Annotated in this window: 10 protein-coding genes; 6 read left to right on the plus strand and 4 right to left on the minus strand. The window is 66.3% G+C overall.

The annotated features are described in order from the left end of the window. Positions 1-87: 87 nt before the first annotated feature. Entirely contained in the window at positions 88-762 is a 675-nt protein-coding gene (locus tag C8C93_RS04220) for a response regulator transcription factor (RefSeq protein WP_121506015.1), read from the plus strand. Then, complete coding sequence (locus tag C8C93_RS04225; RefSeq protein WP_121506016.1) at positions 759-2,186, plus strand: sensor histidine kinase; 1,428 nt, start codon at positions 759-761, stop codon at positions 2,184-2,186. Before C8C93_RS04220 ends, C8C93_RS04225 begins: the two co-directional genes overlap by 4 nt. 307 nt (positions 2,187-2,493) lie before the next feature. Here C8C93_RS04225 and C8C93_RS04230 read toward each other — a convergent pair whose 3' ends face one another. Together C8C93_RS04230 and C8C93_RS04235 are read right to left on the minus strand one after the other, a co-directional pair. Continuing rightward, positions 2,494-4,875: a DUF1631 family protein gene (locus C8C93_RS04230; RefSeq protein WP_121506017.1), complete on the minus strand. Its 2,382-nt coding sequence runs from the start codon at positions 4,873-4,875 to the stop codon at positions 2,494-2,496. Between the two features lie 105 nt (positions 4,876-4,980). Further along, entirely contained in the window at positions 4,981-7,062 is a 2,082-nt protein-coding gene (locus C8C93_RS04235; protein ID WP_121420493.1) for a sodium-translocating pyrophosphatase, read from the minus strand. A gap of 259 nt (positions 7,063-7,321) precedes the next feature. Here C8C93_RS04235 and ppa point away from each other — a divergent pair, with 259 nt between their 5' ends. Both ppa and C8C93_RS04245 read left to right on the plus strand, forming a co-directional pair. Beyond that, positions 7,322-7,858 carry an inorganic diphosphatase gene (gene ppa / locus C8C93_RS04240; protein ID WP_055398170.1) on the plus strand — a complete coding sequence of 179 codons (537 nt, stop codon included), beginning with the start codon at positions 7,322-7,324 and terminating at the stop codon, positions 7,856-7,858. A gap of 274 nt (positions 7,859-8,132) precedes the next feature. After that, entirely contained in the window at positions 8,133-9,974 is a 1,842-nt protein-coding gene (locus C8C93_RS04245; protein WP_055398169.1) for a methyl-accepting chemotaxis protein, read from the plus strand. Between the two features lie 187 nt (positions 9,975-10,161). On the opposite strand, the gene C8C93_RS04250 is transcribed toward C8C93_RS04245, so the two are convergent. After that, on the minus strand, positions 10,162-10,968 hold the full coding sequence (locus C8C93_RS04250) for a triacylglycerol lipase (RefSeq protein ID WP_055398168.1): 807 nt from the start codon (positions 10,966-10,968) through the stop codon (positions 10,162-10,164). A 334-nt stretch (positions 10,969-11,302) separates the two neighbouring features. On the opposite strand from C8C93_RS04250, the gene C8C93_RS04255 reads away from it, so the two are divergent. Next, on the plus strand, positions 11,303-13,108 hold the full coding sequence (locus C8C93_RS04255) for a methyl-accepting chemotaxis protein (RefSeq protein WP_121506018.1): 1,806 nt from the start codon (positions 11,303-11,305) through the stop codon (positions 13,106-13,108). 189 nt (positions 13,109-13,297) lie between these two features. On the opposite strand, the gene C8C93_RS04260 is transcribed toward C8C93_RS04255, so the two are convergent. Beyond that, on the minus strand, positions 13,298-14,782 hold the full coding sequence (locus C8C93_RS04260; protein ID WP_121506019.1) for a PLP-dependent aminotransferase family protein: 1,485 nt from the start codon (positions 14,780-14,782) through the stop codon (positions 13,298-13,300). A gap of 166 nt (positions 14,783-14,948) precedes the next feature. Between C8C93_RS04260 and C8C93_RS04265 the strand changes: the two genes are divergently transcribed. Beyond that, positions 14,949-15,743 carry a c-type cytochrome gene (locus C8C93_RS04265; protein WP_121506020.1) on the plus strand — a complete coding sequence of 265 codons (795 nt, stop codon included), beginning with the start codon at positions 14,949-14,951 and terminating at the stop codon, positions 15,741-15,743. Positions 15,744-15,748 lie beyond the last annotated feature (5 nt).

Below are 15,748 nucleotides of genomic sequence, written 5' to 3' on the forward strand. Positions count from 1 at the left end.
AGGCTTCCAATCGCCCGATTTCGCTCCAACCCTTCGGGCAAGGTACTTGTGCGACCCTAAAAAGACACTGAACAGGTTCTATAGCCCATGCGCATCCTCCTCGTAGAAGACGACACGCAGCTGCGCACCCAGTTGCGCACCGCGCTGCAAGGCGCGGGATACACCGTGGACGAGGCCGACAACGGGCGCGACGCGCAGTTTCTGGGCGACACCGAGGCCGTGGATGCCGTGGTGCTGGACCTGGGCCTGCCGGTGGTGGACGGGCTCACGGTGCTCAAGCGCTGGCGGGCCGAGGGGCGCAACATGCCGGTGCTGATCCTCACCGCGCGCGACAACTGGCACGAGAAGGTGGCGGGCATTGATGCGGGTGCCGATGACTATCTGACCAAGCCCTTTCACCTCGAAGAGTTGCTGGCACGCCTGCGTGCGCTGATCCGCCGCGCCAGCGGGCAGGCGTCTGCGGTGCTGCAGTGTGGCGACTGGTCGCTGGACACCCGCAGCGGCCGCGTGACCTGCGCGGGCCAGCCCGTGGCGCTCACGGCGCACGAGTACAAGGTGCTCGACTACCTCATGCACCGGCCTGGCGTGTTGGTGTCACGCGCCGAGCTGACCGAACACATCTACGCGCAGGACTTTGACCGGGACTCCAACACCATCGAAGTCTTTGTGGGGCGCCTGCGCAAAAAACTGCAGTCGCCGTCGGCCAGCGCGGCCCGTATCGAGACGGTGCGTGGCATGGGCTACCGCCTGGTGCCGCCATGAATCGGGGCGCGAACCGGGGCGGTTTGCACTGGTCACGCTCCCTGCGGTTTCGGCTGCTGGCCGTGACGGTGACGGGGCTGACGGTGGCGGTGGTGCTGGCGGGCCTGGTGCTGAGTGGGCTGTTCCGCGAGCATGTGCAGCGCCAGTTCGAGGCGGCCCTGGTGCAGCAGCTGGACCAGGTCACGGCGCGGCTGGAGTTTGATGCCCAGGGCCAGCCGGTGATTGCCGCGCAGGCTTTGTCAGACCCGCGCTGGCTCAAACCCTATTCGGGCCTGTACTGGCAGGTGGACGCCATGGCGCCCGATGGGCGCGGCCGGGCCGGGGTGCTGCGTTCGCGCTCGTTGTGGGACACCAGCCTGACGCTCCAGGTGGATGCGCTGGCTGACGGTGCCGTGCATGTGCACGAAGTGGCAGGCCCGCAGGGCGCGCCCTTGCTGGTGCTGGAGCGCACCGTGCGTGCCGAGGGCGTGGATGCAGCACGCTGGCGCCTGATCGTGGCGGCCGATCTGCAGGCCACCCAAGCGGCCACCGCGCAGTTCACGCGCGTGCTGGCGCTGTCGCTGGCGGCCCTGCTGGTGCTGCTGGCAGCGGCCGCGTGGGCCCAGGTGGCCGTGGGCCTGCGGCCTCTGCAGGCGTTGCAGCGGGGCTTGCTGGATGTGCAGCAGGCACGCACCACACGGTTGCAGGGCGCATTCCCTGCCGAGATGCAGCCGCTGGTGGATGACTTCAACGGCGTGCTGGAACGCAATGCAGAAGTGGTGGAGCGCGCGCGCATGCAGGCAGGCAATCTGGCGCATGCCCTGAAAACCCCGCTTTCGGTGCTGGAGAACGCGGCCTGCGCGCCAGCACCCAGTGATGGCGCAGCGCTGGCTGCATTGGTGCGCGAGCAGGTGCAGGTGGCGCGGCGCCACATCGACTGGCACCTGGCGCGATCCCGCGTGGCTGCATCGGCACACCTGCCGGGCCAGCGCACGGCGCTGGAGTCGGTGGTGGGCGGACTGGTGCGCGTGATGAACAAGGTGCATGCCGGGCGCGGGGTGGACATCACGGTGGCGCTGCCCGATGCCCCGCTGTTCTTTGCGGGCGAGGCGCAGGACCTGCAGGAAATGCTGGGTAACCTGCTGGACAACGCCTGCAAATGGGCGCAGTCCACGGTGCGCTTGCAGGCGCAGGTCCTTGGTGGGCAGCCGCCCCAGATGGTCGTCAGTGTCGAGGACGACGGCCCCGGCATCGGTGCGGCGCAGCGTGCGCAGGCGGTGGAGCGTGGCGTGCGGCTGGACGAAACGGTGCCGGGCACGGGGCTGGGCCTGGCCATCGTGCAGGACCTGGCGGCCCTGTACGGCGGGCGGCTGGAGCTGGAGCCTGCCGACCTGGGCGGCCTGCGTGTGGTGCTTGTGTTGCCCGCCGCTCGGGAGGCGGCGTAAAAAGCCCGCCTGTCAGTGACAGAGGCGTAAAAAAGCCCGCCGAAGCAGAGGGACGTAAAAAAGCCCGCCGAAGCGGGCTAAGGCCCTGACAAATCCCTTCAATCTCTCGAATGTCGCAAAGCCTTGGACTGGACGCCCCCAGCGTAGCACCCCCGTTGGAGTTTGACTACCCGGGGAACACCAGGGTGTGCCGCGAAGGTGGCGGACCTTGGCCGGATGGCCAAGGAGATGGGATATTAATTTTGATTGAAAATGGGCTCTAGCGCTTATCCATCAAGCGTTATAAGCTATGTTTTTAGGAGTAAATTCATAGCCTGCTCTCCACGCTGTTGCGCATGGCCGCCTGTGCCACGGCGTCCAGGGCGCCGTCCACCACGGTCTGCTCGATCAACACCTGCACGGCGCCCTGGTGGAAGAGCCGCTCCAGCAGCCGCAGGGTCATCGATTGGGTCCGGCCCGATGCGCTGGTGAAGAGGAAAAGCTGGCCTTGCGAGCCGATCCAGGACAGCTGGGTGCGTTCCCACTGGCCTGCCACTTGCAGGTTGACCCAGGTCCCAACAGCCAATGGGGCCAAGGGCGCGCTTGAGGCCAGGTGGGGCAAAGTGGCCGGGCCGCTGGTGGTGCTGGTGGATTCGGGCACATGCTCGGCGCTCTCCGATACGGGGGACTGAGAGATATCCACATAGCCCGACTCCCTGGCCTCGGAGGGGGCGACCCATGGGTCGTCATCCTCCAGCGGGGCGGGCTGCGCCACAGCCGGTGGTTGGGGCGGCGGGGCGGCGGGCTTGGTGGCCACCCGGGGCCCGGGCTTGAAGGCTTGCTGGTGCAGTTCCATCAGCAGTTCGAAGACGGCCTCGGTTCGGGCGGCCGGGTAGTCGATGGACGCCAGGCCCTCGCGCAGCTTGGCCAGCAGTTTGGGCAGCAGGCGCGCCAGCTGGCCTGTGTTCGCGCGGGTCAAGGCGGGCTGCGTGCTCCAGATCAGGGCGTCCACCAGCTCCTCGTAGCGGCCTGGGTCGGCGCTGCGGGTGGTGTCGGTCAGGCGCGCCTGGGCCATGACTTGGGACCAGGGGCCGAGCAGAAAACGGGAAATTTCGTCGGGCACCTTGCCGAAATCAGGCCGCAGCGAGAGGTCGCGCGAAATCCGGGCGGCCAGCAGGTGGCGCTGTTCCGCGTGCTGCAGGGCCTCGATGGCGCGCTGGCGTTCCTGTTTGCGCTGCTGGTCCTTTTCTGCCCATTTGGCGTGCAAGTGCTGGAGCACATGCTCGAAATCGTCGGGCCCGTCGATGGTGGCGGTGGCGAGCGGGCCCGCGATGTTCATGAGCGAGCGCATGAAGCTCTGGAAGCCGGGAGCTTCGGGGCTGTTGAAGGCCAGGCTGCGGTCGGTGATGTCTTGCAGCAGTCGGCGCGCGGGGTGCTCCTTGTGGCTGAAGAAACGGGGGTCGGCTACGGCCAGCTGTATCAAGGCCGGCTCCAGCGCGCGGATGAACTGTTGCACCGGCCACAGCAGCCGACCATCGCGCGCGATGTTGTCCACCATCAGCGCCACCACCTCCATGCTCAAGGCCTCTCCCAGTCCGCCGGAATGTTTGCGCGGCGGGGCTGCAGGGCTGCCCTCTGTGCTGCTGCCGACCTGCTGCGGGCGCTGGCCCCCCAGTCGCTCCATCATGTGGCCGACCTGGTTCATGGCCTGCAGCGCTTCGAAGGCGGCGGGCACGGTGGCTGCGAAGTCCGTGGCGGGTGGGTCGATGGGGGGAAGCAGGTTGGGGTTATCGAACTCGCGTGCGAATTGGTCCGCGAAGCTCTCGTCTGAATGGGGGGAGGGCGTGTGTGTTGGCGCCGACGTGGGGGCCGGGTTCTCGCTGAACTCGCCCAGCAGCAGGCGGCGCAGGCGGTCGAGTGTGAGCAGGGAGTCGGCGTGGCCTTCCGCTGTGGACAGGTCGTTGTCGGCTGCAAAGCCGGGGGATGCGCCGCCTTCGGTGGGCGCCACGTAGACCACCTGGCCATCGGCCTGGCGCATCGCATAGCCCACGGGCTGCACGCCGCTGAGCTTGAGCCGATCAATCTGCGCCAGATAGAGCCCCCGCAGCTCCGTGCCCAGCGCCTGGGCCATGGGGCCCATCCAGTCGTGCCGCACCTGCGGCGTGACCTGCATCTGCGACACCACGGTCTGCAGCGCCTGTAGAAAGACTTCGGGGCGCAGGGGGTTGTGCTGCGGCTGAACGCGGGCCAGGCCCAGGGCCGCGCACACCAGAGCGTCGAGGTCGGCCAGCGGCCCTTCCACGGCCGAGATCAGCACCTGCCGGGCGCGGGCGCGCTCCACGCTGTCGTTGATCTGCGCCTCGTCCATCAGTTCAAGGTCGTCGAAATGGACGGTGAACAGGGAGCGTGTGGGTTTTTCCTGGTTCTGTGCCGCCTCCTGGTCGAGTGCCTTGCGCAGCGCGTCGGGGTAACGCTCGCCCATCACGGACGTGAGCCGCGACAGCTGCTGCCGCGCTTCGTGCATGGCGTTGTGTTCGCCCGGTGTGCGGGCCTGGTCCTGGCGCGTGAGCAGGGACATGCGCGTGGCCTCGGCGACGCGCTCCATCAGGGGCCGGGCCTGTGCCAGCACGTCGCGCACGATGTGCTGGTAGGGCGTGGTGTCGCTGGCGGAGGGGGCAGGGGCCGACGGTGTGGTGTGTTTCAAGGCCATCTTCTGGGAGGACGGGAACCGGTGCCCGCCATGGTACGCGGCAAAAAGGGGCCCGCGGCCCCTTGTTTACCTGGATTCCCGGCTTGTCAGACCGGGGCTGTGGCTTCACCCACCATGAAACTTGACCACCAGCGGCACGATGAGCAGCGCCACGATGTTGATGATCTTGATCAGCGGGTTGATGGCCGGGCCGGCCGTGTCCTTGTAGGGGTCGCCCACGGTGTCCCCGGTCACTGCGGCCTTGTGGGCCTCGCTGCCCTTGCCGCCATGGTGGCCGTCCTCGATGTACTTCTTGGCGTTGTCCCATGCGCCGCCGCCCGTGCACATGCTGATGGCAACGAAGAGGCCGGTGACGATGGTGCCCATGAGCAAACCGCCCAGCGCCTTGGGCCCCAGCAGCAGGCCCACCACGATGGGCACCACCACAGGCAGCAGGCTGGGGATCACCATCTCCTTTATGGCGGCGGTGGTCAGCATGTCCACCGCCTTGCCGTATTCAGGCTTGGCGGTGCCCTCCATGATCCCGGGAATATCGCGGAACTGTCTGCGCACCTCCACCACCACGGCGCCAGCCGCGCGGCCCACGGCCTCCATCGCCATGGCGCCGAACAGGTAGGGGATCAACCCGCCGATGAACAGGCCGATGATGACCAACGGGTCGGACAGGTCAAACGTGATGGCCTTGCCGTAGCTCTCCAGCTTGTGCGTGTAGTCGGCAAACAGCACCAGCGCGGCCAGGCCCGCCGAGCCGATGGCGTAGCCCTTGGTCACGGCCTTGGTGGTGTTGCCCACGGCGTCCAGCGGGTCGGTGATGTCGCGCACGCTGCTGGGCAGCTCGGCCATTTCGGCAATGCCGCCTGCGTTGTCGGTGATGGGGCCATAGGCGTCCAGCGCCACCACGATGCCCGCCATGGAGAGCATCGACATGGCCGCCACCGCAATGCCGTACAGGCCCGCCAGCTGGTAGGCCGACAGGATGGCCAGGCACACAAAGATCACGGGCCAGGCGGTGGAGCGCATCGACACGCCCAGGCCCGCGATGATGTTGGTGCCGTGCCCGGTGGTGGACGCCTGCGCGATGTGCTGCACGGGCGAATACTGCGTGCCGGTGTAGAACTCGGTGATCCACACCAGAGCAGCCGTCAACACCAGCCCGGTGGCGCAGGCACCGAACAGCTTCATCTGGCTGCCGGTGGCGGTGATGGAGTTGTCCGGCATGATCCAGACGGTGACAAAGTAGAAGGCGACGAGCGAGAGCGCACCCGCAATCGCCAGGCCCTTGTACAGCGCGGGCATCACATTCTTCATGCCGGGCGAGGCCTTGACGAAGAAGCAGCCAATGATGGATGCAATGATGGACACGGCCCCCAGCGCCAGCGGGTACACCACGGCGTTCACGGGCGCGGTGGCCACCAGCAGCGCGCCCAGCACCATGGTGGCGATCAGCGTCACCGCATAGGTCTCGAACAGGTCGGCCGCCATGCCGGCGCAGTCACCCACGTTGTCGCCCACGTTGTCGGCGATCACGGCGGGGTTGCGCGGGTCGTCTTCAGGAATGCCGGCCTCCACCTTGCCCACCAGATCGGCGCCCACGTCGGCGCCCTTGGTGAAGATGCCGCCGCCCAGGCGCGCAAAGATCGAGATCAGCGACGAGCCGAACGCAAAGCCGATCAGCGGGTTGAGCAGCGTGGCCAGGTTGGCCGTGGGTGTGAGGTTGCCGTTGCCCGCCAGGAACCAGTAAAAGCCCGTGACGCCCAACAGGCCCAGCCCCACCACCAGCATGCCGGTGATGGCCCCGCCGCGAAACGCCACGTCCAGCGCTGGGCCAATGCCGTGGGTGGCCGCCTGCGCGGTGCGCACGTTGGCGCGCACCGACACGTTCATGCCGATGAAGCCACAGGCCCCCGACAGAAAGGCGCCCAGCACGAAGCCAACGGCCGTCGTCATGTCCAGAAAGATGCCAATCAGGATGGCCAGCACCACGCCCACGATGGCGATGGTCTTGTACTGGCGGGCGAGGTAGGCCGCCGCGCCGGCCTGGATGGCGGCGGCGATCTCCTGCATGCGGGCGTTGCCCGGGTCTTTGGAAAGAATCCAGCCCCGAGCCCAGATGCCGTAGGCCACCGCGATGAGCCCGCAAACGAGGGCGAGGATGAGAGGGGATGTCAGTGCTGAACTTGCAGCCATTCAATTCTCCTAGGGTTGTGTTGCACGGAGGGGGACCAACGCATCGGTGGCATCCCCGCTGCGTTGCTTCCTCGTGCTCCCCGTGCGTTGTGCGGGAGGAGTCGATTGGCCAACAGACCCAATTTACAGGCAAACGCCGGTTTGCAAGCGGGCAGAAAGGGGCATGCGCCTAAAATCAGGGTTAATCCCGACGGTTCGTTGCGCTGTGTCAGCGTCGGCCGCTTCGCGGGTTACCGTCAACAAACCACTCTCCAAAGACATGTCCCTCAACAACGTCCCCCCAGGTAAGAACGTCCCCGAAGCCTTCAACGTGGTCATCGAGATCCCGATGAACTCTGACCCGATCAAGTACGAAGTGGACAAGGAATCGGGCGCGATCTTCGTGGACCGTTTCATGACCACGGCCATGCATTACCCCACCAACTACGGCTACGTGCCGCAGACGCTGTCGGGCGACGGCGACCCGGTGGACGTGCTGGTGATCACCCCCTACGCGCTGCACCCCGGTGTGGTCGTGCCGTGCCGCCCGCTGGGCATCCTGATGATGGAAGACGAGGCCGGTGTGGATGGCAAGGTCATTGCCGTGCCCACCTCCAAAGTGTTGCCCATGTACGACCACTGGCAGAACATCGACGACGTGAATGCCATGCGCCGCAACGCCATCGCCCACTTCTTCGAGCACTACAAGGACCTGGAAAAGGGCAAGTGGGTCAAGGTGCTGGGCTGGGAAGGCATTGACGCCGCCAAGAAGGAAATCACGGACGGCATCGAGGCTTTCAAGAAGTCGAACGCCTGAAGAAAATTGGGTATCAAATTGCCTCTGGGCTTTTGGGTAAAGCAGGTGTAGCTACAAATACAATAGCATTCCAGCGTCCCCGAAAAAGGCATGCGAGCCACAAGCCCGCATGCTTTTTTTTGGCCGCGCGGTGTTGTTCTGTAAGGGGAAAGCCCACTTTGCAGCGCGGCAGGCACTGCTAGACTGCATTTGGTTACAAGTATGCGGTGCTGAGCAATACAGATTGGCATGCGTCGAAGTGCCTTTTGGGCAAACGCAATGTGAAGGGTGATCCATGAGAGTTTCCGATCTGCGCATCGGCGTCAAGCTGGGAGCGGGATTTTTGGCGGTGGTGCTGTTCACCACCTTGCTGGGTGTGATGGCGCTGGTGCAGATGTCCCGCATCCACCAGGGGGCGGACCAGATCGCCACCAACTTGCTGCCCAGCGTGGCGCAAACGGGGGAGCTGCGCGTGTTGCTCAACCGCATGCGGCGCTCCGAAGCGGGGGTGGTCACCTCGCGCAGCGTGGCGGAAGTCAAGGCGTTTTCCGAGCAGGTAACCCTGCGCCACAAGGATCTGGACAAGGTCGAGGTTGCGTACGAGGCCCTCATCGACATGGACAAGGAGCGCGAGGTCTATACCGCCTACAAGCAGCGCAAGGCCGAGTACATCAAGCTCCAGGCCAAATTGCTGGAGATCGCCTCGGGCGTGGACTTCACCAACGCCGAGACGCTGGAACTCACCGGCGACGCCCTGGGCATGCTCTATGCGGGCGAGTCGGAAGCCGCTTTTGTCGCCGCGGCAGAAACGCTGGGCGAACTGCAGAAGATCAATTCCGAGGCCGCGCTGCAAGCCAGTGCCGAAGGGCGTGAAGTATTCGCCACGGCGCGCCTGTGGCTGCTGGGCACCCTGGCGGTGTGTGTGGTGCTGGCGGCCTTGCTGGGTGTGGGCATTACGCGCACCGTCTCCCGGCCGGCCCACCATGCTGTGCGGGCGGCCCGCGCAATTGCCGAGGGCGACCTCACCACCGAGGTGCCGCCTGGCGGCAAGGACGAAATGGGCCAGTTGCTCACCGCGCTCGGTGACATGCGTGCCAACCTGGCGCACGTGGTGTCCGGCGTGCGCAGCAACGCGGAAGGCGTGGCCTCGGCGAGCTCACAGATTGCCTCGGGCAACAACGACCTGTCGGCACGCACGGAGCAGCAGGCCAGCGCGCTGGAAGAAACGGCAGCCTCGATGGAAGAGCTGGGTTCCACCGTGCGCCAGAACGCCGACAACGCCCGGGCCGCCAACCAGCTGGCGGTGAGCGCCAGCACCGTGGCCGTGCAAGGCGGCGAGGTGGTGGCCGAAGTGGTCGAGACCATGAAAGGCATCAACGACAGCAGCAGAAAGATCGCCGACATCATCAGCGTGATCGACGGCATCGCCTTCCAGACCAACATCCTGGCCCTGAACGCCGCCGTGGAAGCCGCCCGTGCCGGAGAACAAGGCCGGGGCTTTGCGGTGGTGGCCGGTGAAGTGCGCAGCCTGGCAGGGCGCAGCGCAGAAGCCGCCAAGGAAATCAAAGCCCTCATCACCGCCAGCGTAGAGCGCGTGGAACAAGGCACGGCCCTCGTGGACAAGGCAGGGGCCACCATGACCGAAGTGGTGGCCTCCATCCGCAGAGTGACGGACATCATGGGAGAGATCAGCGCCGCCAGCAGCGAACAAAGCGCAGGAGTGGGCCAGGTGGGAGAAGCCGTCACGCAGATGGACCAGGCCACGCAGCAAAACGCAGCGTTGGTGGAAGAAATGGCGGCTGCTGCCAGCGCCCTGAACGCCCAGGCGGGCGAACTGGTCAACGCCGTGGCGGTCTTCAAGCTCGACGCCAACGCCATGCGCAGCGCACCGGCACCCCGAGCGCCCATCGCTGCCCCGGCATTCACCGCCCAACGCAGTGCAGGCGCGACCAAAGGCGCCAGCAAGATCGGCAGCGCAAAGCCCGCCAAACCCCAGGCCAGCCTGGCAGCGCCCAAGGCCAGCGCAGCCACCCCTGCAGCCGCCCCTGCCGCCAGCACCAGGCCCCCGGTTGCCAGCGCGCCAGCGCCTGCAGCCGCCGCCAAGGGCGGCAACGACGACGAATGGGAGAGCTTCTGAGCGGGTATGCCCCCGCCTGAGGGAGAGCGACGAGGGATATGGATAAAAACAGGCCCTGGCGCTTATCCGTCAAGCGCAGGTAGCTATCGAAAGAAAAGCACGCTGAGGGGCATCCTCAGCGTGCTTTTTTTGTTCTCTGTTTTCTATTTCTGTGGGCGGACTGGCTGCATAGCCCCGCGCAAGTCGCTTAGCGGTGGGGATCTGGATACACCAGGTGCAAGCCCGGAACCCGGGGGCGCTGAAAAGGCTGCCACACCACTTGCGGCCCATGCGGTTGCCCCAGGCGGTCGGCCACGGCCCACCAGGCGCTGGGGTTCAGGCCGATGCCAAAGTGGCTGGCCACCACTTCGATGTTTTCGGTGTGCGGGTTGTGCGCCGCCGGGGCCTGGATGCTGCCGCGCCAGGCCACCACGCCATCTGTGCGCGAGTAGATGCTGGTGGTGGGCACGGGGGGCGCTTCGGGCAGGTTGTAGCTCTCGGTTTCGCGCTCGATGTTGCGGCCGCTGGCGAACTGGTAGATGCGCCAGGCATTGGTCGAGGTGTGGTGCCCTGCGAATGGCGTGCCCAGTGTGATCACACAGCGCACCAGGTCGGGCATCTCCTTGGCCAGCTCGCGGGCATAGACGCCGCCCAGGCTCCAGCCCACCAGGCTCACCTTGCCGCCACTGGCTTGGGCTGCCTCCTGCAGCTGGCGCTTGGCGGTTTCCAGCACGCCATCGCGGGGGCCCAGGTTCAGGCCCTGGCCCCAGCCCAGGGTGTCGTAGTTGCGCGAATCCAGGTAGCGGCGCAGCGGCACGGTGGTGGCGTCACCTGCCGTGAGGCCCGGGAACACGATCACCGTGTGGCCGTCGCCCAGCGGGGCGCGCTGCAGCACCGGCCAGGCGGGCAGCACCGCGCCAAACTCCCAGGGCGCCCGCAGCTCCAGCGCCAGCAGGGGCAGGCCCGGGGCGGGGATGTGGTTGGGATCGGTTTCTTTGTTGCTGAAAAGGGGCATCGGATCGTCAGTCAAAAGCGGAGGGCGCACCGGCGGTAGGGCCGCTGTGGAAGGTAGCATTTTTTTGCCTGAGCACCGGGGCTGGGACTGGAGCTAGCTCTCCAATCCCAACCGGGCAGGCCGGGGCTGCGGCGGGGTGGAGAACGCACTGAACCGACCGGATGCGGCGTTTTGTCAATAAATGCCTGGGCGAGTGCAGGGTGATCTGTGGCGCCCAGGTCGGAGTTGCTGCGCTGCGGCGAAATAGCACTGGTGACAAAGATCGCTCACGGATAAGGTGGTGACAGCCAAAAAAACCACCTTCAAACCACCACCAGTCCAGAGGAGAAGCAGGATGAATCAGCTGAAGATATCAACCCGACTTACCGTAGCGTTTGCCGTCATGGTGTTGTTGCTCATCGCGCTGGGGGCGGTCAGCCTGATCCAGTCTGCGAGCCAGCGCGCAGAGCTGAAGGACGTGATTGACGTTCGTATACCGATTACCAAGGCTTTGGGCGCACTCACTGATGGCGTGAATGAGCAAGCCATCCAGGTGCGTAATCTGGCGATTTTCACCACGGAGTCCGTCGTGAAGTCGGCAACAAGCCAGATATCTGCCGCCGCAGTGGACGTGGAGGCGCAATACAAAACCTTGAATGCGCTGATCACCTCTGAAAAAGGCAAGGAACTCCTCGCGCGTATGCAGCAGCGGCGTGCCGATTTCGTGAAGTTGAGGGATCAATATCTGACGATGATCCAACAAGGTCAAAGGGACGAAGCCACCAAGTTCCTGGAAGAGCAATACCGCCCGGCACAGCGGGCCTACCAGGCTGCGATCGACGAACAGGTTGAGTTTCAGGCCCAGACCACGGTCAAAGCAGGTGAGCGGGCCGAAGCTGCCGCCGCTGCGCTGCAGCGGGATGTGTTGATCGCTGGCGTGCTCGCCATTGCGATTGCCGTCTTTCTCGCCATCACCATCATCCGCTCCATCACCCGCCCTCTGGCGCAGGCCGTGGAGGCTGCCGACCGTGTGGCCAGCGGCGATCTCAGTGGCCAGATCACCGTGAGTTCCAAGGACGAAACCGGCCACCTGCTGGGCGCCTTGCAGCGCATGCAGCAAAGCCTGGTGAACACCGTGGGCTCGGTGCGCCAGAACGCGGAAGGGGTTGCCTCGGCGAGCTCACAGATTGCCTCGGGCAACAACGACCTGTCGGCACGCACGGAGCAGCAGGCCAGCGCGCTGGAAGAAACGGCAGCCTCGATGGAAGAGCTGGGTTCCACCGTGCGCCAGAACGCCGACAACGCCCGGGCCGCCAACCAGCTGGCGGTGAGCGCCAGCACCGTGGCCGTGCAAGGCGGCGAGGTGGTGGCCGAAGTGGTCGAGACCATGAAAGGCATCAACGACAGCAGCAGAAAGATCGCCGACATCATCAGCGTGATCGACGGCATCGCCTTCCAGACCAACATCCTGGCCCTGAACGCCGCCGTGGAAGCCGCCCGTGCCGGAGAACAAGGCCGGGGCTTTGCGGTGGTGGCCGGTGAAGTGCGCAGCCTGGCAGGGCGCAGCGCAGAAGCCGCCAAGGAAATCAAAGCCCTCATCACCGCCAGCGTAGAGCGCGTGGAACAAGGCACGGCCCTCGTGGACAAGGCAGGGGCCACCATGACCGAAGTGGTGGCCTCCATCCGCAGAGTGACGGACATCATGGGAGAGATCAGCGCCGCCAGCAGCGAACAAAGCGCAGGAGTGGGCCAGGTGGGAGAAGCCGTCACGCAGATGGACCAGGCCACGCAGCAAAACGCAGCGTTGGTGGAAGAAATGGCGGCTGCTGCCAGCGCCCTGAACGCCCAGGCGGGCGAACTGGTCAACGCCGTGGCGGTCTTCAAGCTCGACGCCAACGCCATGCGCAGCGCACCGGCACCCCGAGCGCCCATCGCTGCCCCGGCATTCACCGCCCAACGCAGTGCAGGCGCGACCAAAGGCGCCAGCAAGATCGGCAGCGCAAAGCCCGCCAAACCCCAGGCCAGCCTGGCAGCGCCCAAGGCCAGCGCAGCCACCCCTGCAGCCGCCCCTGCCGCCAGCACCAGGCCCCCGGTTGCCAGCGCGCCAGCGCCTGCAGCCGCCGCCAAGGGCGGCAACGACGACGAATGGGAGAGCTTCTGAGCGGGTATGCCCCCGCCTGAGGGAGAGCGACGAGGGATATGGATAAAAACAGGCCCTGGCGCTTATCCGTCAAGCGCAGGTAGCTATCGAAAGAAAAGCACGCTGAGGGGCATCCTCAGCGTGCTTTTTTGTTTTCGCCCCGGCTCAGACCCGTGTCTGTGCCGGACAGGTTGTGCTGCAGTGGCCGCTCTATAAATTTGAGCTGTTGGTGCACTCACCAGGGGGTGTGCGCGCACCCTCGGCCGCCAGCACAGTGGCCAGACGGCCCACGCATTCCAGGGCGGGTTGCAGGCGGTCATGTGCCGGGTGCCCGTAGTTGATGCGCACGCAGTGCGCAAAACGCCGGTCGGCCGAAAAAATCTGCCCGGGCGCCAGGCTGATGCCCTGCGCGAGTGCCTGACGATGCAGCGCCAGTGCATCGACCTCCTGCGGAAGCTCTGCCCACAAAAAGTAACCCCCCTCGGGCCGCGACACGCGCGTGCCCCGCGGGAAGTGCTGGGCCACCGCCGCCAGCGCAATCGCCTGCTGCTGTTCCAGGCTGCGGCGCAGCGCGCGCAGGTGCCGGTCGTAGCCGCCCTGGGCCAGGTATTCGGACAGCGCCTGCTGCGATGGTGTGGCGGCTGATAGGGTGGTCATCAGCTTGAGCCGCTGCACCGCCGTGGCAAAGCGGCCCGCCGCCACCCAGCCCACGCGGTAGCCGGGCGCCAGGCTTTTGCTGAACGAGCTGCAGTGCATGACCAGTCCCTCGCCATCAAACGCCTTGGCAGGCGGCGGGCGCTGGGGGCCGAAGTGCAGTTCGCCATACACGTCGTCCTCGATCAGCGGGATCTGGTGGCGGGCGAGCAGTGCCACGAGTTCGCGTTTTTTGTCCTCCGGCATCAGGCTGCCCAGCGGGTTTTGAAAGCTGGGCATGAGCCAGCAGGCCTTGACCGGTTGGTGGGCCGGCTGGCGCTGCAGCGCCTCGGCCAGCGCAGCCAGGTCGATGCCGTCGCGTGGGTGGGTGGCGATCTCCAGCGCCTGCAGGTTCAGCCGCTCCAGCGCCTGCAGCGCGGCGTAGAAGGTGGGCGATTCGACCACCACCACATCGCCGGGCTGGGTGACGGCCTCCAGGCAGAGGTTGAGCGCCTCCATCGCGCCGTTGGTGATGATGATTTCTTCCACATCCACCGCGCTGCCGTGCAGGCCGTAGCGCAGCGCGATCTGCTGGCGCAGGCGCTCGTCCCCGGGCGGCAGGCTTTGCACGATGTTCCAGGGGTCGAGCTTGCGCATGCCGCTGGCCAGGCACCGCGCCAGCCGGTCCAGCGGAAACAGCTCCAGCCCCGGGAAGGCCGAGCCCAGCGGCACCAGGTCGCGGTCGCGGGCCAGGCCCAGCACTTCGAACACCAGGTCGCTGATGGCCACGCCGGTGGAGGTGTGCGCGGGCTGCGAGGGCAGGGGCTCGGCGGGGCGCTGGCCTGCGGTGGGTTGCCGGGCGCTGACGTAGTAGCCCGAGCGCGGCCGGGCGTGGATCAGTCCCTGGGCCTCCAGCAGGTAGTACGCCTCGAACACGGTGGACGGGCTGATGCCCCGCGTGCGGCTGGCCTCGCGCACCGAAGGCACGCGGTCGCCAGGCCGCAGCGCTCCGCTGTGGATGAGCTGCGCGATGGTGTCAGCGTGGCGTTCGTAGCGTTTCATTGGGGTGGTGGGGCTGGCTGCTTGTCAAACTGATCTGTATTTTTAACAGGAAACTGAATCTGTACTGTTTTTGCCGCTGGGCGTAGAGTGTCGGCTTGTGTTGGTGCATGCCCCGAGCGCACGGCTTGTAGGTGCCCGCCGACCGTTTCCCCACGGAAAAATCCCCATGATCGATTGCCTGCGCGGCTTGCTGCGCCCTGTTTTTTCTGCACCCGGCGCGGCTGCCCTGGTGGCGCTGGCGTTGACGGCTGGCGCTGCGGCCCAGACGGTGCCCGCCAGCACGCCCCCTGCTACCCCTGCGGCCACGGTGCCCGTGTCGTCCATGTCCTCGCGCGTGCTGGCCTGTACCGCGTGCCACGGCAAAGAGGGCCGGGCCACGCCAGATGGGTACTTTCCGCGCATTGCGGGCAAACCGGCGGGCTACCTGGCCAACCAACTGCTCAACTTTCGGGACGGGCGGCGCAGCTACCCGCAGATGACTTACCTGATTGAACACCTGACCGACGACTACCTGCGCGAGATGGCCGAGCACTTTGCAGCGCTGGACTTGCCTTACCCGCCGCCGCCCGCACCACAAGCGCCCGCCGCTGTGCTGGAGCAAGGCCGCAAGCTGGTGCAAGGGGGCGATGTGGCCCGCAATATCCCCGCCTGCGTGGCCTGCCATGGCGCAGCCATGACGGGTGTGACCCCGTCCATACCCGGCCTGCTAGGCCTGCCGCGCGACTACCTCAACAGCCAGCTGGGTGCCTGGAAGACCGGCCAGCGCCGGGCGCATCTGCCCGACTGCATGGCCGACATTGCCCGCCAGCTCACGCCCGACGATGTGAGTGCTGTCTCGGCCTGGTTGGCCGCCCAGCCCGTGGCGGCGGGGGGCAAGCCCGCCCGCACCTTGCCTGCTGCGATGCCCGCGCGCTGCGGTGGTGTGGCCGAAGTTCCCGTGGCCGCTGCGGCTGCACGTTGAGAAGA

The sequence above is a fragment of the Acidovorax sp. 93 genome, from assembly GCF_003633835.1.
Taxonomy (GTDB): Bacteria; Pseudomonadota; Gammaproteobacteria; order Burkholderiales; family Burkholderiaceae_C; genus Acidovorax; species Acidovorax facilis.

Bases quoted from the DNA above. Each gene is read 5' to 3' on its own strand.
- C8C93_RS04255 (WP_121506018.1), top strand. From the start codon at position 11,303: ATGAATCAGCTGAAGATATCAACCCGACTTACCGTAGCGTTTGCCGTC.
- C8C93_RS04230 (WP_121506017.1), bottom strand. From the start codon at position 4,875: ATGGCCTTGAAACACACCACACCGTCGGCCCCTGCCCCCTCCGCCAGC.
- C8C93_RS04245 (WP_055398169.1), top strand. From the start codon at position 8,133: ATGAGAGTTTCCGATCTGCGCATCGGCGTCAAGCTGGGAGCGGGATTT.
- C8C93_RS04235 (WP_121420493.1), bottom strand. From the start codon at position 7,062: ATGGCTGCAAGTTCAGCACTGACATCCCCTCTCATCCTCGCCCTCGTT.
- C8C93_RS04260 (WP_121506019.1), bottom strand. From the start codon at position 14,782: ATGAAACGCTACGAACGCCACGCTGACACCATCGCGCAGCTCATCCAC.
- C8C93_RS04220 (WP_121506015.1), top strand. From the start codon at position 88: ATGCGCATCCTCCTCGTAGAAGACGACACGCAGCTGCGCACCCAGTTG.
- C8C93_RS04265 (WP_121506020.1), top strand. From the start codon at position 14,949: ATGATCGATTGCCTGCGCGGCTTGCTGCGCCCTGTTTTTTCTGCACCC.
- C8C93_RS04250 (WP_055398168.1), bottom strand. From the start codon at position 10,968: ATGCCCCTTTTCAGCAACAAAGAAACCGATCCCAACCACATCCCCGCC.
- ppa (WP_055398170.1), top strand. From the start codon at position 7,322: ATGTCCCTCAACAACGTCCCCCCAGGTAAGAACGTCCCCGAAGCCTTC.
- C8C93_RS04225 (WP_121506016.1), top strand. From the start codon at position 759: ATGAATCGGGGCGCGAACCGGGGCGGTTTGCACTGGTCACGCTCCCTG.